Annotated in this window: 25 protein-coding genes; all 25 read right to left on the bottom strand. The window is 47.3% G+C overall.

The genetic code is table 11. The annotated features are described in order from the left end of the window. Positions 1-24: 24 nt before the first annotated feature. The 25 genes from PPA03S_RS25960 to PPA03S_RS25840 all read right to left on the bottom strand — a co-directional run bounded on the left by PPA03S_RS25960 (position 25) and on the right by PPA03S_RS25840 (position 22,689). A complete protein-coding gene (locus PPA03S_RS25960) occupies positions 25-651 on the bottom strand; it encodes a DUF1405 domain-containing protein (RefSeq protein WP_062327635.1) in 627 nt (208 codons plus the stop codon). 113 nt (positions 652-764) lie between these two features. Beyond that, complete coding sequence (locus PPA03S_RS25955; protein WP_062327448.1) at positions 765-1,646, bottom strand: menaquinol-cytochrome c reductase cytochrome b/c subunit; 882 nt, start codon at positions 1,644-1,646, stop codon at positions 765-767. Between the two features lie 20 nt (positions 1,647-1,666). Then, complete coding sequence (qcrB, locus tag PPA03S_RS25950; protein ID WP_017687726.1) at positions 1,667-2,338, bottom strand: menaquinol-cytochrome c reductase cytochrome b subunit; 672 nt, start codon at positions 2,336-2,338, stop codon at positions 1,667-1,669. A gap of 15 nt (positions 2,339-2,353) precedes the next feature. Continuing rightward, positions 2,354-2,896, bottom strand: a complete 543-nt coding sequence (locus tag PPA03S_RS25945; protein ID WP_062327444.1) for a QcrA and Rieske domain-containing protein — start codon at positions 2,894-2,896, stop codon at positions 2,354-2,356. A 193-nt stretch (positions 2,897-3,089) separates the two neighbouring features. Beyond that, complete coding sequence (locus PPA03S_RS25940) at positions 3,090-3,497, bottom strand: DUF2487 family protein (protein WP_245683732.1); 408 nt, start codon at positions 3,495-3,497, stop codon at positions 3,090-3,092. A gap of 187 nt (positions 3,498-3,684) precedes the next feature. Continuing rightward, positions 3,685-3,864 (bottom strand): IDEAL domain-containing protein, encoded by a 180-nt coding sequence (locus PPA03S_RS25935; protein WP_024630643.1) that lies wholly within the window; start codon positions 3,862-3,864, stop codon positions 3,685-3,687. 23 nt (positions 3,865-3,887) lie between these two features. Further along, positions 3,888-4,394, bottom strand: a complete 507-nt coding sequence (locus PPA03S_RS25930) for a gamma carbonic anhydrase family protein (RefSeq protein WP_062327438.1) — start codon at positions 4,392-4,394, stop codon at positions 3,888-3,890. Positions 4,395-4,438: 44 nt separating this feature from the next. Next, positions 4,439-5,557 carry a hypothetical protein gene (locus PPA03S_RS25925; protein ID WP_062327632.1) on the bottom strand — a complete coding sequence of 373 codons (1,119 nt, stop codon included), beginning with the start codon at positions 5,555-5,557 and terminating at the stop codon, positions 4,439-4,441. Between the two features lie 274 nt (positions 5,558-5,831). Further along, on the bottom strand, positions 5,832-6,431 hold the full coding sequence (locus tag PPA03S_RS25920) for a histidine phosphatase family protein (protein WP_062327435.1): 600 nt from the start codon (positions 6,429-6,431) through the stop codon (positions 5,832-5,834). Positions 6,432-6,471: 40 nt separating this feature from the next. Then, a complete protein-coding gene (locus PPA03S_RS25915) occupies positions 6,472-7,107 on the bottom strand; it encodes an anti-sigma factor family protein (protein ID WP_062327432.1) in 636 nt (211 codons plus the stop codon). Continuing rightward, complete coding sequence (locus tag PPA03S_RS25910) at positions 7,104-7,697, bottom strand: RNA polymerase sigma factor (protein ID WP_062327429.1); 594 nt, start codon at positions 7,695-7,697, stop codon at positions 7,104-7,106. The genes PPA03S_RS25915 and PPA03S_RS25910 overlap by 4 nt, the downstream gene beginning before the upstream one ends. 727 nt (positions 7,698-8,424) lie before the next feature. Next, positions 8,425-9,519: a prephenate dehydrogenase gene (locus tag PPA03S_RS25905; protein WP_062327426.1), complete on the bottom strand. Its 1,095-nt coding sequence runs from the start codon at positions 9,517-9,519 to the stop codon at positions 8,425-8,427. 27 nt (positions 9,520-9,546) lie between these two features. Further along, positions 9,547-10,647: a histidinol-phosphate transaminase gene (hisC, locus tag PPA03S_RS25900; RefSeq protein WP_062327424.1), complete on the bottom strand. Its 1,101-nt coding sequence runs from the start codon at positions 10,645-10,647 to the stop codon at positions 9,547-9,549. Between the two features lie 87 nt (positions 10,648-10,734). Beyond that, positions 10,735-11,541 carry a tryptophan synthase subunit alpha gene (gene trpA / locus PPA03S_RS25895; RefSeq protein ID WP_062327422.1) on the bottom strand — a complete coding sequence of 269 codons (807 nt, stop codon included), beginning with the start codon at positions 11,539-11,541 and terminating at the stop codon, positions 10,735-10,737. Then, entirely contained in the window at positions 11,538-12,737 is a 1,200-nt protein-coding gene (gene trpB, locus PPA03S_RS25890; RefSeq protein ID WP_062327420.1) for a tryptophan synthase subunit beta, read from the bottom strand. The genes trpA and trpB overlap by 4 nt, the downstream gene beginning before the upstream one ends. Next, the gene (locus tag PPA03S_RS25885) at positions 12,734-13,471 is read right to left on the bottom strand and encodes a phosphoribosylanthranilate isomerase (protein WP_082704318.1); all 738 of its coding nucleotides are present in this window, start codon (positions 13,469-13,471) and stop codon (positions 12,734-12,736) included. The genes trpB and PPA03S_RS25885 overlap by 4 nt, the downstream gene beginning before the upstream one ends. Next, on the bottom strand, positions 13,468-14,259 hold the full coding sequence (trpC, locus tag PPA03S_RS25880) for an indole-3-glycerol phosphate synthase TrpC (RefSeq protein ID WP_062327418.1): 792 nt from the start codon (positions 14,257-14,259) through the stop codon (positions 13,468-13,470). The genes PPA03S_RS25885 and trpC overlap by 4 nt, the downstream gene beginning before the upstream one ends. Then, the gene (gene trpD, locus PPA03S_RS25875; protein WP_157284375.1) at positions 14,249-15,271 is read right to left on the bottom strand and encodes an anthranilate phosphoribosyltransferase; all 1,023 of its coding nucleotides are present in this window, start codon (positions 15,269-15,271) and stop codon (positions 14,249-14,251) included. Before trpD ends, trpC begins: the two co-directional genes overlap by 11 nt. A gap of 86 nt (positions 15,272-15,357) precedes the next feature. Beyond that, positions 15,358-16,929: an anthranilate synthase component I gene (gene trpE / locus PPA03S_RS25870; protein WP_062327416.1), complete on the bottom strand. Its 1,572-nt coding sequence runs from the start codon at positions 16,927-16,929 to the stop codon at positions 15,358-15,360. A gap of 503 nt (positions 16,930-17,432) precedes the next feature. After that, complete coding sequence (gene aroH, locus PPA03S_RS25865) at positions 17,433-17,810, bottom strand: chorismate mutase (RefSeq protein ID WP_062327414.1); 378 nt, start codon at positions 17,808-17,810, stop codon at positions 17,433-17,435. A 5-nt stretch (positions 17,811-17,815) separates the two neighbouring features. Continuing rightward, a complete protein-coding gene (aroB, locus tag PPA03S_RS25860; protein WP_062327412.1) occupies positions 17,816-18,910 on the bottom strand; it encodes a 3-dehydroquinate synthase in 1,095 nt (364 codons plus the stop codon). Between the two features lies 1 nt (position 18,911). Further along, complete coding sequence (gene aroC / locus PPA03S_RS25855) at positions 18,912-20,081, bottom strand: chorismate synthase (RefSeq protein WP_062327410.1); 1,170 nt, start codon at positions 20,079-20,081, stop codon at positions 18,912-18,914. A 246-nt stretch (positions 20,082-20,327) separates the two neighbouring features. Continuing rightward, the gene (locus PPA03S_RS25850) at positions 20,328-21,122 is read right to left on the bottom strand and encodes a CheR family methyltransferase (protein WP_062327407.1); all 795 of its coding nucleotides are present in this window, start codon (positions 21,120-21,122) and stop codon (positions 20,328-20,330) included. A 24-nt stretch (positions 21,123-21,146) separates the two neighbouring features. Continuing rightward, a complete protein-coding gene (gene ndk, locus PPA03S_RS25845; protein ID WP_062327404.1) occupies positions 21,147-21,590 on the bottom strand; it encodes a nucleoside-diphosphate kinase in 444 nt (147 codons plus the stop codon). A gap of 124 nt (positions 21,591-21,714) precedes the next feature. Further along, the gene (locus tag PPA03S_RS25840) at positions 21,715-22,689 is read right to left on the bottom strand and encodes a polyprenyl synthetase family protein (protein WP_062327401.1); all 975 of its coding nucleotides are present in this window, start codon (positions 22,687-22,689) and stop codon (positions 21,715-21,717) included. Positions 22,690-22,906 lie beyond the last annotated feature (217 nt).

The following is a 22,906-nucleotide window of genomic DNA, read 5'->3' as shown; positions in this document are numbered from 1 at the left end:
TTAGAACAAGCTTGCTCATTGAAATTAGGCCCGTCTTGCCTGTCTCAAGGCCACCCATGCACACAGGATGCTCACCAGCGTCAGTCCTACAGTGAAATTGCGCACACCATCCAGATGATCCATCAGCGATGCAGGCAGCCAAGGGAAAATGTCATAGGTATAGTCTACTGTATCATTTAGCAAAGTCCACAATCCGGCAATCACCAGGGCCCCCCATCGGAAACCGAAGAACCGTACATACAGCAAAGCTTCAACAGCCATCGCGCTATGCGATGCAATTAACATCCAATCCTGCCAGTTTTGCGAACCTCCCTGCATCCAGCCAGCAAAAATAATGGATACCGCCCATACACCATACTTTACCGAAGTGACTACGGCGAGCGCCTGAATGACATGTCCGATCCAGTTCAGGATTCTGGACTGCGGCTTGTACAACACCCACAATAATGACAATGTGAAGAACAAGCTCGCTGTCGGACTATCCGGCACAAACACAATCTGCCACAAGGGTTGCCGTGCCAAAGTATACTCCAATTGATCCCCGTACCATATGTATCCGTACACCGTTCCCAATGCATTACACCAAAATAAAAGCCACAGGAAATAACGGTTCGTTAGAAATTCCCGGCTCCAAAAGTACGATAAAGCCACATCTTCTGCCCCTTCCATTCTATGTGTTCAGCGTTCCAAAGAAAGGTGTTGCGAAAATCTCCTCAAAAAAACCTGACCGCATAAACGATCAGGTTTCATTGCTTATTTCGATTTTACTGTTCCGCCTTCTGTTTCGCAAGCCATTCTGCCAAGTGATTGATGTCGTCATCTGTCAAACCTTGGGCGATGGCGTTGTCATACTGAGCAGGCATGCTGTTATATCCTTCTTTGATAATCGTCAGGATTTCTTCCTGGCTGTGTTTATCACCTACACCACGAAGTGAAGGTCCGCCTGCTCCCTTCATATCGGCGGCATGACATCCAATACAACCGGCCTTTTTGAAGGTTTCCATTGCCGGATCATCCTTGTCTACGATGGCCACCTCTTGTTTCTGACCTGGCGCATTCGACGTAGGAAGACCCTGCGCGTGTTTCTCCCGCGCTTCTTCTTCACGCTGAATATGTTCCGGCTTCTGACCGCTTGCTTCCAATTCATGCTTGTAATGCGTCCACGCCACGTTAGTCAGATAGAAGACCGACATTATCGACAGAATCATGAGTGAAGATGCAATAGGGCGTTTGTAGAAGCGCCGCTCTTTGCCTGTATCCAGAAATGGAGCCAGCAACAGAGCGCCGAAAGCAACTCCGCTGACCCCCAGCACCCCCAATAGGACATAATCGCCTGAAGCATACGGGTATTTCAAATACTGGTACAGAAAAAGGAAATACCAGTCCGGCATCGGAATAACCGATGCACTTGGATTGGCCGGATAGCCCAAAGGTGCAGGCTCCGAAATCGTTAATACCAGAATACCAACCAGTACAACGACACCAACCATCCATTCCTTTAACAAGAAGTTAGGTATAAAAGCCTCTGATTTGCCGGGATACGCCGTGTAGTCCGGTGGAGTAATAAACCCCGCCCCTTTACGGACCCGTGAATCCCCAACGAAGATAATCTTTTCCTGGTCATCCGACTTGTGTCCGTGAGCCATGTCGATTCCTCCCTTCTCAATTATAGTGGTCCCGAAATGCCCTGTCTGCGGATCATAATGAAGTGTCCGACCAGAAGCACCAGAAGCACAGCGGGGAGGAAGAATACGTGAAGGGCAAAGAACCGCGTTAACGTCTGTGCACCTACAATAGTTCCGCCTTGCAGGAACTCTTTAATGATCGGCCCCAGCCAAGGAACCGTATTCGCTATCTCCAAAGTAACTTTGGTTGCAAAGTAGGCTTTATTGTCCCATGGTAACAAGTACCCGGTAAGCCCCAGACCCAGCATGACAAAAAAGATCAGCATGCCGACAACCCAGTTCATTTCGCGCGGTGCTTTGTAAGAGCCGGTAAAGAACACACGCATCGTATGTAAGAACATCATAACGATAACCAGACTGGCTCCCCAATGGTGCATACCGCGTACAATTTGGCCGAAGGCTACTTTGGTCTGCAAATACTCGACACTGGCGTAAGCATTAATAATATCAGGCACATAGTACATCGTCAGGAACATTCCTGACAAAATCTGAATTACAGTGATAAAGAACGTCAATCCACCAAAGCAGTAAACGAATGCGGAAAAGTGATGAGCCGGGTTAACGTGCTCTGGAACTTCATGATCCGCAACGTCCCTCCAAATTGGCGTGATATCGAGACGCTCGTCAATCCAGTCATAGACATTTTTAAACATCTGCGTTCACGCCTCCTATTTGACTCGGGTGTTCGGAACAATGTCGCCCAAATAAACCCAGCCCTGATCTTCTTTAACCACATACTCATCCAGTGGCTTCGGGGCTACGGCAAGATTCTTGCCTTCTTTGTCATAGTGTGCGCCATGGCAGGGGCAATGATATTCATCAGGGAACTGCTTATCGCTATTCCAACCTACGGTACAACCCAAATGTTTACAAATGGGTGAAAGCGCATAAATTTTACCCTGTTCATCTTTCCTGATCCAGGCGATTAACGAAGCATTGCTCAAATACCAACCGTCTTGTTGCTGCAGTTCAAACGTAAATTCTTGAGGTTCATTCGTAATTTTGCTAATTTCTGCTACTTTGACAGAGGTGCCTTCTCCCTTGTGCTGCAAAATCGGGTCCACCGCAAAACGGACCATAGGAAGTATTGCACCGGCGGCCATGTAGGCGGTAGCTCCACCAAGCGTGTACGTCAAAAACTGCCTGCGTGACATCTCCATGCGGCTTGGCAATTTCATCGAAGCTTCGTGCTGGTCATGCTCACTGCTCATACTGTCTCCAACCCCCTTTTTCAGCCAACTCTCTCAATCGTTTTCATTATCAGAAATTCCACGACTTACTAGAACATACATAATCATATAGTAGCCCTAGAACACCGTCAAGAATTTGTCACACATTTTTAAGGTACATTTGTAAGCGTTATTAAAAAAGTGTTGGTAAATTGTCACATTTGTCACTGGAAGGTCATCTTTTCCATAACTCACGAATTTTTTCCCCGACAAAACGCGCAATTCCGTCTTCTCCTACCTCTTGAGTCAAAATGGAGCGACTTAAAACCAAATCCGCGAAAGGAATTTTGGCTTTTTCCAATACACCATCCGATGACATTACAACCACATATTTGAAACCGGAAGATTTAAGTTGTTCGCATAAGGTATTTAATGCCATTGACATATCTGGATATCCGTAATGGAATGCAGGGTAAGTCATGATACGTCCTTTAAAAGGAATCTCCACCAAATCCAAAAAATCTCTAAGCCGTTCCAGCGCTTCTGTCGTTTCAACCGGAGTCTGCTCGCCATTCAGGGCTGTATATGGAATAAGGCATGTATCCAGATAGAGTTGCAGTTCCGCCCAGCTGTCTTGAGACATCTCACTGAATTTCAATTCCCTAATTCCCCTCTCTATCCATTTTATTCCCATATTATATATGACCCTATATTATAAATCCAGAGATTCGTGTAGAACGGGTACTTTATTATCTTTTATGATGTTTTTCATAAACAAAAAAAGAAATGCGTTTCCACGCATTTCCTGTATTTTTATTTTGACATGCTCATCAGTTTATGGCTTTCAGTTCATCCGTCAGATTCCGGAAAGCTACTTCGTCTCCGGTAGCCAACGCCTTATCGATTTCCATATACAGCTTCTCACTGCGCTGTTTACGAAGCGCGTCGTCCCACACCATCTCAGCAGCCAGCCCCAACATGACTTCATACGTAACTTTCATTTTATCCAATAGGATGCACCTCCAAAACGGATTTAAGAGCTCCTATATTCCTTTCCTTTGGAGACATAACCTAGTGTAGTTCTTGACATCCGCTCAAGATCAGCATCCGTCAACTCACGTATCACTTTGGCTGGTGTGCCCAAAGCAAGGGTATAGGGCGGTATTTTAGTATTTTCAGTGACAACAGAACCGGCCCCGATCAGCGTATATTCGCCAATTTCGGCTCCATTGAGAAGGATAGTTCCCATACCAATCAGTGAACCTGTTCCGATACGACAACCATGGATGATCGCAGAATGTCCTACCGACACATCGTCTTCCAAGATCAAAGGCTGATCCGTGTTGACATGTCCAACAACATTGTCCTGTATATTACAACGTCGTCCAATTACAATCGGTGCCAGATCGGCTCGCAGCACAGCATTGAACCAGACTGTAGACTCTTCCCCCATTTTGAGATCACCTATAAGTTTGGCCCCTTCAGCCATATATACCGAAGGGTGTAACTGCGGTTGAATACCTTTGTATGGAATTATCATTCGTATCACTCCTTAATTTGGGAGTGATTTTAGCAACTTGTCCTTCAATTGTCAAACATGACAGGTGTAATGTCCTTGGACAGCGAGCGACAAGATGACGCGAGACGTGAACCCCATGCTGTCATTTGTATCGTTCGTCCATCCGTATGCTCCCCAATACGAAGCATACCCAGATGAAGCATCATTTTGAGTACCCTGTTGTCATAAATCGTCTCTGCTGTGTCGTAGTAGAACGGCTGAATGAAGGGACCTATCTGGCGGAATAAAGACTCTGCTGTTGACCAGCCGGCTGCACATTCTCCTGTCCAGTACACGATGGAGGACAGATTGGGAATAGCACCTTTATAAAGTCTTAACCAAAACCTAAATAACTGTATCATCTCGGCTGTTTTCTCTGCCCCCAGCTTGTCTTCACCTGATGGGGACAATTTCAGCATGCCATGGTCCTCACGTACCAGACGATGATGAAAAGCGTAGTCATAGATGAAGGCAAATCGGTCGGGGTAGTCTTTGAACGAACGACCATAGCCGAATCTCCATCCAGCTTTTCCCACCAGTGTTTCACTGACATGCAAATGCTCCATGATCTGCTGCTGAGAACGTCGATACATCATGCCCTCTGCATTTAGAGCAATTTCTTGCTGCTGGACAAATTGCAGAAACAGCTTGAGATCTTCCGCGAGAAGATGGTATTCATCCCTGTACACGGAAGGCTCGCTTGTCTGTGCTATCCCTGCCTTCAGGCGGTTGGCTAGTACATCCCGGAATCTCATTTGCAAATCCTGGGGTACCTGATACAGGTATCTTGTCTGCTGAGTTGTGCCATTGAACAACCATCCGCTCTTCGTAAAGCGTACGATAAGATCACGAGGACTGGCTCCAGCCTCACTATCTTTTTTGTCCATCGACTGGCGAGCAATGGCGACGAGCTCCTCCATCCCGAAATATTGCCGGGCATCAAACAGCAAGTTGTTCAAAAATCGCAGATCTACTTGATTCAATTCGCGAACCTGCTGTTCGAAAAAAGGTCTGCTGCCCAATGTAGTGAGGATACTCTGGATGAGTTCATGTTTGGAATTGGGCTTGCACTCGCATTGATAATAGTCTGCTATTCGATTAAGCTGGCCGATATCGGCAAAAGTAAGCATATCCGCTAGATTCATGGGTCCATCGCCTCGCCCGCTGACTACTTTTTGGCTGATGATTCGGGGCCTGAAGTAGTTTGGTTTTGTAAACATCGTTGACGGAATTCCCATGATCTAAACCTCTTTTTTTGGAAATTTTTTATGTTTTAACCATACTATGCCCGAAGTAGCCTGCTCAGAAGAAGAATGAGAGGTTCAAATTCATATAGAAGTTCTCATGCAAATGTTTAATTCAATATTTATAGAGTGGCAGTTATAAATTGCTATAACGCAAAAAAACAACCTGAGCTAATTACTCAGATTGTTTCGCCAGATCCATTGAAAGGTGTCTTGTGCAGTTGTAAAGCAATGGACTCCAATTCTCACGTTCCTTCTCCAGGATTGTAAGCGACAGGTTACCAATTCGTTCCGTATAGCGGTCTTTATACAAAGCTGAAAGCAGATTGGCAAGGAAAGCGCCATGAGAGACAATCAGCACATTTTTGTCCTGATAGGCCTCCCATAAATCCTCCAGAAAGCCCAAAGCTCGTGATTGAATATCAGCAATCTGTTCCTGGCCCAAATCCAGCGTCTCCCAGGTAGTGCCCCAGCGAGCGATACGTTCTTCGGATGTCAGACCTTCAATCTGACCAAAGGCCCTCTCCTTCAAACGTGCATCTGGCTCCAACAAGGGAACATTTAGAAGCCCGGAGATGATCTCTCCAGTCTCCTGAGCCCTGGACAGCCCGCTTGTAATGATATGGTCCCAGTGATACTCTTCGGAGAGCAAACGTCTTCCCAGACGCAGTGCTTGCTCACGACCTTCTGCATTCAAAGGTATATCTGTCTGCCCCTGAATGCGTCCTGCCGCATTCCAATCAGTTAGACCGTGACGAATAAGCCCAATCCTCATCTCATCCCTCATTTCTCTATACGGTGAACGAAAGCCTTACCTAAGCACGTGCACCTTGTTTGCGTTTGTTTGTTGTACGATGCATACGTCCAAGAGAGAACAACGCCATACCTATGGCGAGCAATGACAACGCCATCCAATACTGAGGGTAGGCCGGCCCCATGCTCACAACGAAGGGCTCCATAATACTCCCTCTGTCCGCTCCCGTCATATTGTACTTGTACAATCCAGAAGAAGAAGGTTCACTACCCGCCACCCCAGTCTCCAAAATACCCGTAGAGACCACTCTGGTCTGTTCAGCTTCCGATACATCCGGCTTAAACATCGCCATGTACAGAAAGCTGCATAAAAATATTGCCAGGAACGCAGCAATCCACAAAGACATATGCTTGCGGATCACAGCAGAGAAACGATTCACCTTTGCCTCTTCCGGCAGCAGCCATGGAGACTCCGCATAGATCCGGTCCATAACATTACGGTTTACTTTCTCTGCTTGTTGTTCTGTCACTGGGACCGGTATGCTGTGCAGCAGAATCTGAGCTTCTTCCCAGACCTCAAATTGCTGCGAGCACTCTTCACAACCAGCGAGATGAGCATGAAATGCAATCCGCTGAGGATGAGCTTCCGGCAAGTCCCAGACCAGTGCAAACAGTTCCTGGGCTTCATTGCAATTCATCGGTTCTTCATCCCTTCATATGGCTCGTAGACCGGTTCGAAGAAATAAGGTTCCAATTGAGTTTTTACGCTTGACCTTGCTCTGAACAATAACGATTTCACAGAACTGACGCTCTGCCCAAGAATATTTGCAATCTCCTGGTAGTCTAGTTGATCATACTCACGGAGTATAATGGCAGAACGCTGCTTCTCCGGTAAATTGTTAATCGCATCTCTAACCAGCATCACCCGCTCACTGCGCAATACAGCATGCTCTGGCGCGTTCTCGGAAGGAGCGATCGGTACAATACCGCTCTCTTCGAGCGGAACACTCCCGCTGCGCTGTTTGCGAAGCTCACTCAGTACCGTATTTCTCGCTATGGTATACAACCAGGTTGAGAATGAGGCATCCACCTCTCGGAATGAGTGCAGACTGCGGAACGCCTTATAGAAAGTCTCAGAACAGAGATCTTCCGCAAGCAGCTCCATATTGGAACTTTTCAACATATGATATACGAAAGCCAGTATTTTACGCTGATAACGACTCATCAGCTCGGAATATAACTCCAGGTTACCTTCCTTGATCTCTCGAATCAACTGGGAATCCGTCATTTGAGTGCGACCCCTCCTCGCCCATCCATGTGCTTCTCCCCGTTCGACTCTATCCATGTATTACCGAACAGGCACAAAAAAGTTGCGGTTCTCACCGCATAAAACAGCGGTCAGTGCCTTAACAGGCCTTCCCGCCAAATTCCCCTATGTAATGGCAATTTCCCCAACGTTTCTACATTAACAGTATTTATTGTACAACGGTCTGCATCATTCTGGCAAATCCAGTGCTCCTCATCGCAGCCCGACCTGTCATTCATATGCGCCATTTTTCGCCTGTATGACTTTAATTTGGGTCATTTTATACTAGCCGATATTATATTAGACGAATGGAGTCCCGAAAAAGTTGAAGGAAATAAACATCATTTTAAAATTCCTCATCATTTCTTTGATAACATTTAATTTCTCGTTACCCTGATCGGATGTATTTTAAACCAACAATTCCCATATACACCGTTTCACTGCTCCTTCGAACTGGATTAAATCCCCTGAATTGACGAAAGTTTTAATTAATTCAAACAATTTTACTCAAAGTGTTGACAAAATGAAAACGTATACATATAATAAAAGTACAGTATGGTTTCTCTCCACTCCTATCCAATAACTGTATTGCTCCACGTGAGCAATGGCCGCTTATGTAAGCGGTCTTTTTTTTGTCCTTTTTTAGTTATGTACAGTAACAACTGCTTAACAACACCAAAAAAGAGGGCTTTCGCCCTCTCTTATCTTGCTAAACCCACACCTGATACCCAAGAGAATCCAGCAATGCCTTGGCCCGTTCCATATCCTCTTCCTGACGAAAAGACAAACGCATAATGCCCGGAACATCGACCCGGTTCTCAATAATCTCCATATTACTCAAGTTAATATCATTCGCCCCAAGCTCAGTGGCAATCTTCCCGATCATCCCCGGAGCATCCTGCACATCCGTATAAAGATCAAATAACGACGAGATCATACCTTTCCGTCGTTCAGGCAACACGCTGCGGAACTCGCGTGCCTGTCGGAACGCCTCTTCAATGCCCTCACCATTCTGTTGCTCCAGCATATCGGTAAAAGCAGTCATCTGGTCATTCCAGTCCTTCAGCAGGCCCAGCAGCACCTCACGGTTGCTCAGCAGGATATCTCTCCATACAATGGCATCACTGGAGGCAATCCTGGTAATATCCCGGAATCCGCCTGCAGCCAGCATTTTATACAGAGGGTTCGATTCATTATATTCACGTACCTGATTCACTAGCGCCACCGCAATAACATGCGGCAAATGGCTGATCGCCCCCACAATATCATCATGCAGCATAGGCTCTACGCGAACAATCTGGGCACGTGTATACGCAAGAAGATCAGACAATCTGCCATAGGCTTCCTCAGGTACATGTTCTGAAGGGGTCAAGACATAATAAGCATTCTCGAATAACACAGCCGAGGCGGCATCCACACCCGCACGCTCTGATCCGGCCATCGGATGACCGCCGATAAAGTATGCATCACTCATGCGGACATGTTCAGCACATGCTGCAATGGAAGCCTTGGTGCTTCCTACATCCGTAATAATGCATCCCTTTTTCAAGGGAAGCTTGGATAATTTTTCGAAGTAGGTTTCCAGCAGACCTACAGGTACACACAAAAAAATAAAGTCAGCATCCTCTACCGCTTCCTCCAGAGAAAGCGTAGCATCATCCACTACTCCGCTTGTTATGTACTTATCCTTCAGTTCAGGCAGGTGAGCATAGCCCATCACCGATACACCAGGCTTGCCTTTAAAGCAAAGCGCAAGTGATCCGCCGATGAGCCCTACACCGATCATTGCAATTTTTAGTTTCATGGGTCCTCACTCTTTTCGTCGCCAGTATTAAGGGCGTACTATCGCCTTCTCAGCCAGCGTGTTCTCCAGTGCCGTGACAAACGCACGATTCTGTTCTGATGTACCGACGGACACACGAATGTACGTTGGGTATTTATCAAATCCAGCACGAACAATAATGCCCTGCTTAAGGAGGGATTGGAACGCATCCCGGGATGGCATACCGACATCAACCAAAATGAAATTCCCCTGCGAAGGGAAAAATGGAAGTCCCAAATGCGTAAATTCATTTTGCAAATAATCGCGATCTTCTTTATTCCGCTTGGCGCACTCCTGGATGAAGGTCTGATCCTTAAGTGCAGCCTTCGCCGCAACTTGACCGAAACGTGAAGTATTAAACGGCTCACGCACACGATTAATGAGATCAATCACTTCCGGTCGTGCAATACCATATCCAATGCGTAATGATGCCAGCCCATAGATTTTGGAGAATGTCCGCAAAATAACCAGGTTAGGATAACGCTCAATCATAGGAATGCTTTGTGGATAAGCTTCATCCGTTACAAATTCATAATAAGCTTCATCCAGCACAACCATGACATGAGAAGGCACACGGTCCATAAATGCCGTCAATTCCTGCTCTGAGATGATTGTACCTGTTGGGTTATTCGGGTTACACACCCAAACCGCTTTCGTCTTATCATTAATTTGTGACAGCATGGAAGTCAGATCATGAGTTCCATCTTTGAGGGGGACTTCAATGCTGACAGCACCCTCAATGTCCGCGTTGCTTTTATACACGGAGAACGTCTGGTCCGCCATGATGTTCTCGTCCCCCGGGAGGAAGAATGCACGAGTAATCAACGCAATGATCTCATCCGATCCACAGCCAAAGATCAGATTATTCCGTTCCACACCAAGATGCTTAGCGAGTACTTCGCTCAGCTCCACGGAACCCCCATCCGGATATATGCTTACATTAACCAACTCTTTGGTGATTGCTTCAAGTGCAGCAGGCGAACTACCGTATGGGTTCTCGTTGGAAGCCAGCTTAATCACTTGCTCCAAACCCAATTCACGTTTTACTTCTTCAATCGGTTTGCCCGGCTGATATACAGGCAAATGTACAATTTGGGACTTCGGTTTCAACCCGACCGCCTCCTGTTCGCTAAAATAGTTATGGACATGCTCAGCACGTCGCTGAGCATGTCCCAAGGATATAACATTATTCAATCCCTATCCTTTTAATTGTGCCACAAAGTTGCGAATTTGCAACAATCCCGCCTCACGTGTATCCGGGTTTTCAAGAAGAGGAATCGCTTCTTCCACCTGACGAACGATCGCACTGCCGACAACTACACCGTCACAGATACGGGAGAAGCGAGCCACCTGCTCGTGGCTGGAGATACCAAATCCTACAGCAACCGGGAGGTCTGTCAGACTTTTGACCGTTTCAATGAAGCTTTCTACGCCATCAAAGAAAGAAGCTCGTTCTCCTGTTACGCCCAGTGAAGAGACACAATAGATGAAACCACGTGCTCCTGTAACAATACGTTCGATCCGGGCGTTAGAGGTAGGAGCCACAAGTGGAACTAAGTGCACACCTGCTGAATCCGCACGGCGACGCATATCCTCTGCTTCCTCAATCGGAAGATCAGGGATGATCATGCCGCTGATTTCATGTTTGACCAACTCTTCAAAAAATTCATCCAGCCCGGTCTGCAGCACCGGATTATAATAAGTGAACAGCACAAAAGGCATCTTTACACCCTCCGCACGTGCTCTTGCTGCTGTTTCCATACAAGTCCGAATCGTGATCTGACTTTTCAGGGCACGCTCCGAAGCACGCTGAATTACGGGTCCGTCCGCGAGCGGATCGGAATAGGGAACACCGAGTTCCAAAATGTCCGCTCCCGCCTGTTCCAGCTCCTTAATGATTTCCACCGTTGTATTCACATCTGGATCTCCAACAGTAAGGAATGGAATCAATGCTGTCCGGTTCTGTTCTTTCAATTGCCGGAAGGTCTGGTCCATCAGGTTCATGCCAAGTCTCCTCCCGTATATTTCATAATCGATTCAACATCTTTGTCACCACGACCGGACAGACAGATCACAACGATATCATCAGCACTGAGTTCAGGTGCGAGCTTGATGACCTGAGCGACAGCATGTGCTGACTCCAACGCGGGTATGATCCCTTCTGTTCGGCTTAGCAATTGAAGGGCGTCCAATGCTTCTTGATCCGTAATGGGTACGTATTTCGCCCGTTCGATGTCCTTAAGATAGGAATGTTCGGGACCAACACCCGGATAATCAAGTCCTGCCGAAATGGAATGCGCTGGCTGAACCTGACCGTATTCATCCTGCAATAGGTAACTCATCGAACCCTGGAACACGCCATGTGTTCCTTTGCTCATCGTAGCCGCATGGAATTCGGTATCTACCCCTTTACCTGCAGCCTCAACACCAACAAGCTTCACATCCTGATCTTCTATAAACGGATAGAACATGCCGATGGCATTACTTCCCCCGCCTACAGCTGCAACAATTACATCCGGCAACCGTCCTTCAATCTCCTGAATCTGACGTCTGGTCTCATCACCAATGACTCTCTGGAAGTTACGAACCATCATTGGGTACGGATGAGGACCTACTACGGATCCAAGCACGTAAAAGGTATCTTCTACATTACTAACCCAGTAGCGTAGTGCCTCGTTACCTGCATCTTTCAATGTCCGCGTCCCCGATGTGACCGGAATGACTTCTGCTCCAAGCAGCTTCATCCGAAATACGTTCAGCTGTTGTCGCTGTGTATCTTCTTCACCCATAAACACTTTACATTCAAGCCCCAGCAGTGCAGCGACGGTTGCCGTGGCAACACCATGTTGCCCTGCACCCGTTTCTGCGATCACTTTCTTTTTACCCATCCGTTTAGCCAGCAGTCCCTGTCCAATAGCATTATTGATCTTGTGCGCTCCTGTATGATTCAGGTCTTCGCGTTTCAGATAAATTTTGGGACCACCCAAGCGGCGAGACAATTGCTCTGCATGGTACAAAGGTGTTTCCCGGCCAGAATACTCACTTAGCAAATAATTTAATTCCTTGTTGAATTCCTCGTCTTCTGAGAAGTGGCTGTACGCTTCTTCCAGCTCGATCAGAGCGTTCATTAGTGTCTCAGGTACAAAGCGGCCTCCGAAGGGACCGAAACGCCCGTGTTGATCCGGCAATTGATGTGTCATGCCTGCTTCACCCTTTCTACAAATGCTGTTATTTTCGCAATATCCTTCACACCTTCGGACTCTACGCCGCTGGATACATCGACGCCGTCCGGTTCATATGTCTGTATCAGTTGTTGCACATTATCCGGCTGTAATCCACCTGCCACAAACAACGCAATTCCTTGGTTTCTCGCCCATTCGGCATAGAAAGGAATTCGTTCCCAGGCAAAGGTTGTACCAGATCCCCCTCCATAGAGCGGGTCGTAAGTATCGAGCAATATGGCGTCCACCACATTTTTATATGGATCAAGTGCCATCAAGGCATTATCTTCAGTTAATGAACCTGCTTCATCCTTCGGAAAAGAAAAAGCCTTGAACACTTCAGTATCAAAGCGCTGCTTCACCTGTTCACAAAAATCCGGCGATTCCTGTCCATGAAGCTGAACGACTTCCAGGGGTGAAACCTTCATGACACGGTCCAGCTCTTCGAGCGTGGGATTCACGAAAACACCCGCCAGCTTCGGCCGATCAAACATCGTCCACTCCAAAAGAACAGTTCTTAGCTCGGCACCCTGTTCAGGTGTAATACGGCGTCGGGATGGGGCAAAAACAACACCAATGTAATCCACAGGCAAGTTTATCATCGATTTTAGCACTTCAACGTCCTGAAGTCCACATATTTTTACAGCCGCTGCCGGCTGGCTTCGCAGGTTTTTATCTACGCTGCTTGTGCCGTCATTATTGAATGCATTCATGCTTTGGGACCCATCAGTTCATATACTGCGGCCTCAACATCATCCTTGCGCATCAGATGCTCCCCAACAAGGATACCATGTACACCTGCCTCAATAAGAGATTCCAATGGCTGCGGACCGTCAATTCCACTTTCACTGATCAATGTTACGCTATCCGGAATCAAGCCCATCAAATCCAACGTGGTGTTCAGACTGGTTTCAAATGTTTTCAGATTACGGTTGTTTATACCTATAAGTGTTGCCTGCGGAATATCCAATACTTGCTCCAGTTCGGTCCGATCATGGACTTCAATTAAAGCATCTAGACCCAGACTTTTGGCAAACGTCAGATATTGACGCATCTGTTCGGGTGTCAGAATGCTCGCAATCAGCAAAACAGCATCCGCACCAAGCAGCCTCGCCTCGGCAATCTGTCGTTCATCTATAATAAAATCCTTGCGCAGCAGCGGTATGTTCACCGCCTGATGAATGGCCTGCAAATATTCGCTATTTCCCTGGAAATAAGAAACATCGGTTAATACCGAGATACAATCTGCTCCAGCCCGCTCGTATGCTGAAGCAATCTCTACCGGATGGAAATCAGGACGGATCAGTCCTTTGGACGGAGATGCCTTCTTCACCTCTGCAATGAGGCCAAGCTCACGGTTGCGGCTTTCTGATAAAGCTCGTTCGAATCCACGCGTATTGGGTAATGCCTCTATCTTTTTCAGTGCTTCGTCCATCTGAAAGGTTTGTGCGAGAACTTCAACTTCTTTATGCTTGGTAGCTACGATTCGATCAAGATACATGACTGTACGCCTCCGTTGTATGAATTAACTGTTCCAGTTTCCCGGCAGCCTTGCCGGAGTCTAAAGCTTCTGTCGCCATCAACACACCTTCTGCAATGGTGTCTGCAAGACCAGATACGTAAATGCACGCACCGGCATTCAAGAGAACGACATCACGGTATGCACTTTGCTCTCCCTGGAAGATCCTTTTAATAATTTCGGCATTCTGGGCTGCATTTCCTCCAAGGACCGATTCCAGCGGATGCAATGACAGCCCCACATCACGTGGATCAAGATCATAGGTCTGTACTTCACCGTTACGCAATTCAGATACCTGGGTAGGTGCGGAAATACTGATTTCATCCAGACCATCATGACTCGCAACGACCAAAGCTCTTTTCAATCCCAAACGATTCAATACCTCAGCAATCATCGGAGTCCGGCTGCGGTCATACAGGCCAAGCAATTGGCGATCGGCTCCGGCAGGATTGGTTAGCGGTCCAAGCATGTTAAAGATTGTGCGTACACCGAGCTCTTTTCTTGGCGCAGCTGCATGTTTCATGGAAGGATGATACACCTGGGCAAAACAGAAACAGATTCCGATATCGTCCAGACATTGTCTGGCCTGCTCACCGTTCAGATGAATATTTACACCGAGTGCCTCAAGTACATCTGCACTTCCCGCTTTGCCCGAAGCTGAACGGTTGCCATGTTTCGCGACCCGAACCGAGACGGCCGAAGCAATGATGGCGGATGCTGTGGAAATGTTGAATTTGTGAATACCTGATCCGCCTGTTCCACAAGTATCCAGCAAGCCGCTGCCATCCGTGAGGATACGTCCGCCTTGACCACGCATGGCTTCCGCAAACCCGGTAATTTCATCCACCGTTTCTCCCTTCATCCGCAAAGCCATAAGCAAACCTCCGATTTGAGCCGGAGTCGCTTCACCTCTCATAATGGAATACATCAAGTCGCGTGCTTCAGCCTGCTCCAGATGACTGCCCTCCAAAATTTTGGCAAGACCATTCTTCATTCCTTCCGCTTGGTTAGCTTCCTTTACGGACCTTTTGGATTCTTCATTCAATACTGGGTTCATACTCATATCCGGTCTCTCCTCTCTCAGTTCTGTACAGCTGTGGCTGGAGTAACAAAATAATCAGCGTTGGCCAGGTTCATGATGCTGTCCTTTTCTTTTGCCGGAAACATGGCTTCTGCTGTACGAATCGCCTTAAGGAGTGCCTTGGCCTTATTTACCGTTTCTTCATATTCATTCTCTGGCAACGAGTCCCATACGATTCCGGCTCCAGCCTGCACATATGCTTTTCCCTTTTTAAAAATAATCGTTCGAATGGTGATACAGGAATCCATGTTGCCTGAGAATCCCAGATAACCAATGGCTCCTGCATACGCACCACGCGCTTCTTTCTCCAGCTCCGCTATAATTTCCATTGCGCGCAGCTTTGGTGCACCGGATACTGTTCCCGCAGGCAAGCATGATAGAAATGCATCGAAGAAGTCCTTGTCTTCTCTAAGCTCACCTGTAACGTTGGACACCATGTGCATGACGTGCGAATATCGTTCGATTTCCATGAACATGTCACATTTCACACTGCCGAAGTTAGATACACGTCCCAGATCATTGCGGCCCAGATCCACAAGCATCAGATGTTCTGCACGTTCCTTCTCATCCTGAAGCAGATCCGCTGCCAGCGCTCGATCTTCCGCTTCCGTAACTCCTCTTGGGCGAGTTCCCGCAATTGGCCGTGTCTCTACGCGGTTTCCATCCACTTTGACCAGAGCTTCCGGTGAAGTTCCAACAATAATCTCATCATCCATCTTCAGATAGTACATATAAGGCGATGGGTTCAATGTCCGAAGAACCCGATACACGTGAAGTGGAGAAACCTCCGTATCAATGTGGAAACGCTGGGATAATACCACTTGAAAAATATCACCTGCACGAATGTATTCTTTGGCTTGCTCCACATTGCCGATAAACTGTTCTTTGGTTAGATTGGATTGAATATCCCCTAATTCAATGTCTCCTGGAATGGAGCGCGGATTCAGGTTCTCCCCAGGTCCTTGCTGCTGTAATCGTTCAGCGGCTTGTTCCAGCTTCTCTGAGGTTAAGGCATAAGCCTGACGAATATCATCATCCGTTGCACCGTCTTTCACGTGCACATTCCCCACCAGCAGCATCTGCTGCTTCACATGGTCGAACACGATAATCTGGTCACAGAACATAAAGCGAATATCGTCCATTTTCAGATCATCCAACGCATGAGCTGGGAGCTTCTCATAATATTGCAGCAGATCGTATCCAAAGAAACCAATGGCCCCGCCCGTAAATGGCGGCAGTTCATCATCTTTCGGACTGCGATACTTACGCAGCAGCGCTTTGAGTTCTTCAATCGGTTTGCCTGGCAGTTCTCGAATCTGTCCCGCTTCTTCTACCACAATCCGGCCTTTTTTGGCTGAGATCATCAGGAACGGATCTGTACCGATGAAGGAATATCTTGCCCATTGAATCCCGCCCTCCACACTTTCCAGCAGAAATGCCCGGTCGTTGTCAGCATAACGGCGGAAAATCCGAATTGGGGTCTCCATGTCTGCCAGAATCCGTTTGACTACCGGAATCAGATTATATTCATTCGACATTTTCAGTACTTGATTAACGTTTGGCGTTATCATCAGATCACGTCCTTTCAGATTAGGTAGAAGAAAAGTACTACATACAACAAAAAAGCCTCTACCATCAGGTAGAGGCTTGGTTATAAGCTGTTTCAACAGGTTGGTGCTTCATAAATAACAAGTCCCTATACATGCATCCTTACCGAATTATCACACAGGCAGTTGTATGGATGTATCATCCATCCAAAACAAAGGAAATGTAGCGGCATACACTGATCTTCTCCAATTCATGCATTCTTTCAAAAAAATGCAATAAGGATATCGAATGTGTTATACCAAAACAAACGATGTCATTGAGACACGTTCGCTTCCCTTAACCCTGTTTCAAATTCCGTAGCATGACGTACCGCGAATCAGTTGACCGGCTTCTGTTGCTCCGGCTACCACCCGCTGGACTCTGCTATATACTCCACTCATCTCAGCTGCTCTCAGCTCAATCTCATACTCTACTCAACTGGTTCTCACTATACATCATTCCGAATGATTTGACAACCACTCTCATGTTACGAATTGGAGGGTGCCGCCAAATCGGGACGGAGAGACTGTGCCCCGTTAAGATACACATGGTTGATTTCATTCTGACCTTTTGCTGTGTTGATGTGTACCATAAAACGAATGCACTGCGGCAAAGCTCCTGCAACCGGAACTTCGAGTGCACACATCAAGGGTACAAGCTCCCAGCCGTCCAACTGACGAATCGCCTTTGCCGGGAACGCAGCATCCAGATCTCCTGTCATCGTAATCCACACACTGCAAATATCTTCAGGTGTAATCTCGTTACGATCTACAATTTCCTGCAATAGTACAGCCGTTTCTTTCAAAATCTGTTCTTCGTTGTTATGCGTGACCGTTGTAGCCCCGCGAATTCCCCGAGTAACCATCGCTTCTATTCTCCCTTCTTGAGCAATTCAATGACGTCACGTACTGCCGTTACAGGCACGTCTTTTACAATTCGGGCAGCGCCGATCCGATCAGGGATAATGAAGACCATATGACCTTCACGGAACTTTTTGTCGTGCATCATGGCTTCCATTAATGCATCCGTATCCAGATGTTTTGGCATCGTCACCGGAAGGCGCAAAGAACGCAGCATGCGGACCGTATCGTCATAGAGTCCTGCCGGCGCTCCCAGCTTCTCGCCAAGCAATGCCGACCCTGCCATACCAATGGAGATGGCCTCTCCATGCAAAAATTCGCCGTAGCCGGCAATCGCCTCAATGGCATGACCAATCGTATGACCCAGGTTTAACAACGCACGTTCTCCATTTTCACGTTCGTCTCTGGATACAATCTCCGCCTTGATGCCACAGCCACGTTCCAAACCGTATCCCAGAGCTTCTGGATCAAGGGCAAGCAGTTCCTCCGCATGCTCCTCACACCAGTATGCAAAAGCTTCGTCCCGAATCAGTCCGTGCTTTAACATTTCTGACAAGCCAGCTGAAACATCGCGTGGCGGCAAGGATTGAAGAGTATCCACATCATAGAGCACAAGCTCTGGCTGATGGAATGCACCAATCATATTTTTCGCCAGTGGATGATTGACTGCTACCTTGCCGCCAACACTGCTGTCGTGCGCCAGGATCGTCGTAGGCACTTGTATAAACTTGATTCCGCGCATATATGTAGCAGCAACAAAACCAGCCAGATCTCCCACAACACCGCCACCTAAAGCAACAACAGCCGAACTGCGGTCCAGCTTGCCTTCGATGGCAACAGTCATCATATCTTGATAAACCGAAAGGGATTTCGATGTTTCACCCGAAGGAACAACTGCTGAGACGACCATAAATCCTGCCGCACGCAGCGTTTGTTCAAGATCTGACAAATATTTGGGTGCCACATTCTCGTCGGTAATAACGAGCAGCGGGCTTTTTTTAGTCAAGCCATATTGCTCAAAATATTGAGGTGCTTGAGCCAGCAGGCCGCTGCCAATCAGGATTGGATAAGAGCGTTCCGCCAACTGCACTGTCAGCTGGCGCATCTTAGTAATTCTCCAGTTGATTATTGTAGCTTTCAAAGTTTGCGCGGATTTCCTCCATGGAATCTCCACCGAATTTCTCAAGGAAAGCCTTCGCAATTTCCCAGGCTACCACATGCTCCATAACGACACTAGCTGCCGGAACCGCACATGCATCTGAACGCTCAACCTGAGCTGTAAATGCTTCTTTTGTATCGATATCCACACTTTGAAGCGGTTTGTACAATGTAGGAATAGGTTTCATAACTCCACGTACCACAACCGGCATTCCGTTGGTCATTCCACCTTCGAATCCGCCAAGACGGTTAGTCGCCCGATGGTAACCGCGCTCTTCACTATGCATGATCTCATCATGTACCTGAGAACCACGAATTGTTCCGGCTTCGAAGCCGATACCAATTTCAACACCCTTGAATGCATTAATAGACATTACACCCTGAGCGATTCGTGCATCCAGTTTGCGATCATACTGTACGTAGCTCCCAAGACCCACAGGCACACCTTCAACGATACATTCCACGATTCCCCCGATGGAGTCGCCTTCCTGCTTGATTTGGTCGATGTAGGCCTCCATCTTCTTCTCGGTTTCTGCATCAGTCACACGTACGGAGGAAGCTTCTGTCACTTCGATCAGTTCATCGATCGGCAGATCCTGATAAGGTGCTTCGATCTCTCCAATGCGCAGCACACGTCCTGCTACTTTGATCCCAAATTCAGCAAGGAATTGACGTGCAATGGCGCCACAAGCTACACGAACGGTTGTCTCACGAGCACTGGAACGCTCCAGTACGTTACGCAAGTCTTTCAGGTTATACTTGAGTCCTCCGTTCAGATCAGCATGTCCCGGACGTGGACGATGAACGCGACGTTTCTCTTCATCGCTGCCTTCAATCGGCTCAATATTCATAATCTTCTGCCAGTGTTTCCAGTCATTATTTTGAACGACCAACGCTACGGGAGCACCCGTTGTATATCCGTGACGGATACCACCAACGAAATTGGCCTGATCCTTCTCGATTTGCATCCGGCGACCGCGGCCATATCCTTTCTGGCGGCGTTGAAGCTGGAAATTCAGCTCTTCAAAGTCAATATTCAGATTACTAGGCAAACCTTCAATAATTGCGGTTAATTGGGGTCCGTGCGTCTCCCCTGCGGTTAAATAGCGTAAACTCATAATACGTTCCCCCTTTAAACTGTTAAACTTCACATTGCTAAAATCCCATAATTTCTTTGCTTATTATAGTATAGCTGACGGGCTTTGACAAGAAAGCCGATCGTTTCTTCCCCCAGATTGACCTCCTGGATTAGTGATAACCAAGATTATGACGTGTGTGGGTTATTTTCCATCCAACCGTTATACAAATAACCGCCTGGACACATGTACATGTGCACTCCAGACGGTTATGACATCAAATTGAAGTTATTTTTTGCGATAAAAGAATGTCTCCGCTGTCTCCAGACCATATTGCCCCGGGGAGAAAATCTGTTCTGTACTGCCCACAAATAAAATACCGCCTGGACGCAAGCTTGCTGCAAACTTATGGTACAGCAGGTTTTTGGCTTCCTCGGTAAAATAAATCATGACATTGCGGCACACAATCAGATCATACCCATCGTCAAAACGATCGAGCAACAGATTTTGTTTCATGAACTTGACCGAACTTTTTAATTGCTCATCAATGCGGTATACCAAGCCATCCTGCTTGAAGTATCGATTGGCCGTTTCCTTCGGTACGTCTTTGAGCGAGCGTTCCATATAACGCCCTTCCTTGGCTTTCGCGAGAGCTCCTTCATCCAGATCACTTGCTGTGATGGAGCTTCCCTTAAGAATCCCCATCGTGTCCAGTATCATCGCCAAAGTGTAAGGCTCCTCGCCTGTGGAGCAAGCCGCACTCCAGACTTTAACTCCACGTTTCGAACCCTGCAACTCAGGCAGGATTTCATCTCGCAGCACTTCCCAGCGATTGGGATTCCGCCAAAATTCCGAGACGTTAATGGTCATGCGATCCAGAAACTCGTAGAACAGTGACTTGTCTTTCTGCATGGCATCAAAAAAGATAGAAAACGTATGAAATCCGTTTTTGTTACGAAGTGTGGTCAGCCTTCTTTTCATCTGGCCTTCCTTGTATTGAGCAAGATCAATGCCTGTGCTCTCTTTGATTTTACGAATAAATCCGGTGTAATCCGGGTCTAGTAGTTGTTCCTGCTCCAGCATCGTATCACCCTTCTGGCTAATAAATTACAACCAGGCTGCGATGCTCTTGTCGTACGTTACCAGCTCATCGGGAGCAAAGAAGTTTGCTGCTTCACGGGAGGCACTTTCAGGTGAATCTGCTCCATGAATCAGATTATGCGGTGTGTGGCTGGCGAAATCTCCGCGAATCGTTCCGGGAGCCGCTTCCTTCACATTGGTTTTACCGATTACGATGCGCGCAAGCGCCACGATGTCGTCACCTTCCCAAACCATGGCAAATACAGGTCCAGAAGTGATGAAACTCACCAAATCATCGAAAAACGGTTTTCCCTCATGTTCAGCATAATGGCGTTTGGCCTGATCCTCAGACATCTGCACCAGCTTGCCTGCCACCAACTTAAATCCTTTGTCTTCCAGACGGCTAACGATACGCCCAATCAAACCACGCTGCACACCATCCGGCTTCACCATCAAAAATGTACGATCCATCGGCTCACTCCTCACTCACGGTTCAAAGTTATTTCATTATGTAAACGCAATCCCTTTGATTGTAACATACATGTCCAGATCCTCCCAATGAGGAATGTCACATGTTTGTTATTTTTTGAGTAGATTAATGAGTACGTTTGACTACAAAATGTGCGATATCACGCAGGTTTTTGGTCGTCTTGATGTTAGGCAGTTGATCCAGAGCATCGAGCGCTTTCTTCATATATCGGTCAGCCAGGGCTTCTGCTTTAGCAATTCCTTGACTTTGGCGAATCATTCCAATAGCGTCGGATGCACTTGCCCGCCCTTCCTCATGCTGAACACGGGAAATTTCCTTTAGCAAAGGTTCACGCAGCTCAGGCTCCTGCAAGGCGTACAATACTGGCAGCGTAATATTGCCCTGCTTCATGTCACTGCCTGGGGGCTTGCCCAGCTGCTTCTCGGTGCCGACCAGATCAAGTACATCGTCCTGAATCTGGAAAGCCATGCCCACATTGTAACCGTAGGTATACAGCAACGAAGATTCATGTTCCGGCGCACGAGTAGCAAGCGCCCCCAACTGGCAGCTGACAGCAATAAGAAGCGCCGTTTTGCGACGAATTCGCAAGAGATAGTTGCGTACACTTTGTCCCGTATTGAAAAAATCTCGAATTTGCTCCATTTCACCAATGGACATCTGCACCATAGCTTTGGCCAGAATACGGTGTATCGCCGGGTCGGACAGGCCTGCTGTCATTTCAAGCGCTTTGCCGTAAATATAATCTCCGGTATACATTGCAATCCGATTATCCCATTTGGATTTTACCGTTGGTTTGCCACGTCGTGTCTCGGCATTATCAATAACATCATCATGAACCAGGGAAGCGGAGTGAATCAATTCCAACGGAACTGCTACCAGCTTCAGGCGTTCGATGTCGTATGTACCATATTTCCCGCCAAGCAGCACAAATACAGGGCGTAATCGCTTTCCACCTGCCTTAAGCAGGTGAAGTGAGGTTTCGCTCAGCAGTTTCTGTTCTCCCTGAACACTGCGATACAACTCTTTTTCAATGTAATTCATGTCCTTTTTTAACAACCCGAAAATATCCAATAGTTTCATTCGTTCACCCGTGTCAGCGTATTATCAGTCCATAAATCCATGCTTACCTTCCCCTCCAGCAAGTCGGGCCTGCAGGCATAACGAAAAACCAGGGCTTGCCTTTCCTGCTTGCGTTCTTCTTTAACGTACTAACCTTGTTCGAATGTCAGGGCTGACATCCGGGAATTAAACTCTGCGACTTGTTCTGAAACATAAGTCCAGAAGCTGCCGGAGCATG

The sequence above is a fragment of the Paenibacillus pabuli NBRC 13638 genome (assembly GCF_001514495.1).
Classification (GTDB): Bacteria; Bacillota; Bacilli; order Paenibacillales; family Paenibacillaceae; genus Paenibacillus; species Paenibacillus pabuli.
Note: the sequence above shows the minus strand (reverse complement) of the source record. Positions and strands in the feature narration are given on the sequence as shown.

Excerpts from the sequence above, each read along its gene's own strand:
- PPA03S_RS25955 (WP_062327448.1), bottom strand. The coding sequence starts at position 1,646 with ATGGCTCACGGACACAAGTCGGATGACCAGGAAAAGATTATCTTCGTT.
- qcrB (WP_017687726.1), bottom strand. The coding sequence starts at position 2,338 with ATGTTTAAAAATGTCTATGACTGGATTGACGAGCGTCTCGATATCACG.
- PPA03S_RS25945 (WP_062327444.1), bottom strand. The coding sequence starts at position 2,896 with ATGAGCAGTGAGCATGACCAGCACGAAGCTTCGATGAAATTGCCAAGC.
- PPA03S_RS25940 (WP_245683732.1), bottom strand. The coding sequence starts at position 3,497 with ATGTCTCAAGACAGCTGGGCGGAACTGCAACTCTATCTGGATACATGC.
- PPA03S_RS25930 (WP_062327438.1), bottom strand. The coding sequence starts at position 4,394 with ATGATAATTCCATACAAAGGTATTCAACCGCAGTTACACCCTTCGGTA.
- PPA03S_RS25925 (WP_062327632.1), bottom strand. The coding sequence starts at position 5,557 with ATGAATCTAGCGGATATGCTTACTTTTGCCGATATCGGCCAGCTTAAT.
- PPA03S_RS25920 (WP_062327435.1), bottom strand. The coding sequence starts at position 6,431 with ATGAGGATTGGGCTTATTCGTCACGGTCTAACTGATTGGAATGCGGCA.
- PPA03S_RS25915 (WP_062327432.1), bottom strand. The coding sequence starts at position 7,107 with ATGAATTGCAATGAAGCCCAGGAACTGTTTGCACTGGTCTGGGACTTG.
- PPA03S_RS25910 (WP_062327429.1), bottom strand. The coding sequence starts at position 7,697 with ATGACGGATTCCCAGTTGATTCGAGAGATCAAGGAAGGTAACCTGGAG.
- PPA03S_RS25905 (WP_062327426.1), bottom strand. The coding sequence starts at position 9,519 with ATGAAACTAAAAATTGCAATGATCGGTGTAGGGCTCATCGGCGGATCA.
- trpA (WP_062327422.1), bottom strand. The coding sequence starts at position 11,541 with ATGAACCTGATGGACCAGACCTTCCGGCAATTGAAAGAACAGAACCGG.
- trpB (WP_062327420.1), bottom strand. The coding sequence starts at position 12,737 with ATGACACATCAATTGCCGGATCAACACGGGCGTTTCGGTCCCTTCGGA.
- PPA03S_RS25885 (WP_082704318.1), bottom strand. The coding sequence starts at position 13,471 with ATGAATGCATTCAATAATGACGGCACAAGCAGCGTAGATAAAAACCTG.
- trpC (WP_062327418.1), bottom strand. The coding sequence starts at position 14,259 with ATGTATCTTGATCGAATCGTAGCTACCAAGCATAAAGAAGTTGAAGTT.
- trpD (WP_157284375.1), bottom strand. The coding sequence starts at position 15,271 with ATGAAGAATGGTCTTGCCAAAATTTTGGAGGGCAGTCATCTGGAGCAG.
- trpE (WP_062327416.1), bottom strand. The coding sequence starts at position 16,929 with ATGATAACGCCAAACGTTAATCAAGTACTGAAAATGTCGAATGAATAT.
- aroH (WP_062327414.1), bottom strand. The coding sequence starts at position 17,810 with ATGGTTACTCGGGGAATTCGCGGGGCTACAACGGTCACGCATAACAAC.
- aroB (WP_062327412.1), bottom strand. The coding sequence starts at position 18,910 with ATGCGCCAGCTGACAGTGCAGTTGGCGGAACGCTCTTATCCAATCCTG.
- aroC (WP_062327410.1), bottom strand. The coding sequence starts at position 20,081 with ATGAGTTTACGCTATTTAACCGCAGGGGAGACGCACGGACCCCAATTA.
- PPA03S_RS25850 (WP_062327407.1), bottom strand. The coding sequence starts at position 21,122 with ATGCTGGAGCAGGAACAACTACTAGACCCGGATTACACCGGATTTATT.
- ndk (WP_062327404.1), bottom strand. The coding sequence starts at position 21,590 with ATGGATCGTACATTTTTGATGGTGAAGCCGGATGGTGTGCAGCGTGGT.
- PPA03S_RS25840 (WP_062327401.1), bottom strand. The coding sequence starts at position 22,689 with ATGAAACTATTGGATATTTTCGGGTTGTTAAAAAAGGACATGAATTAC.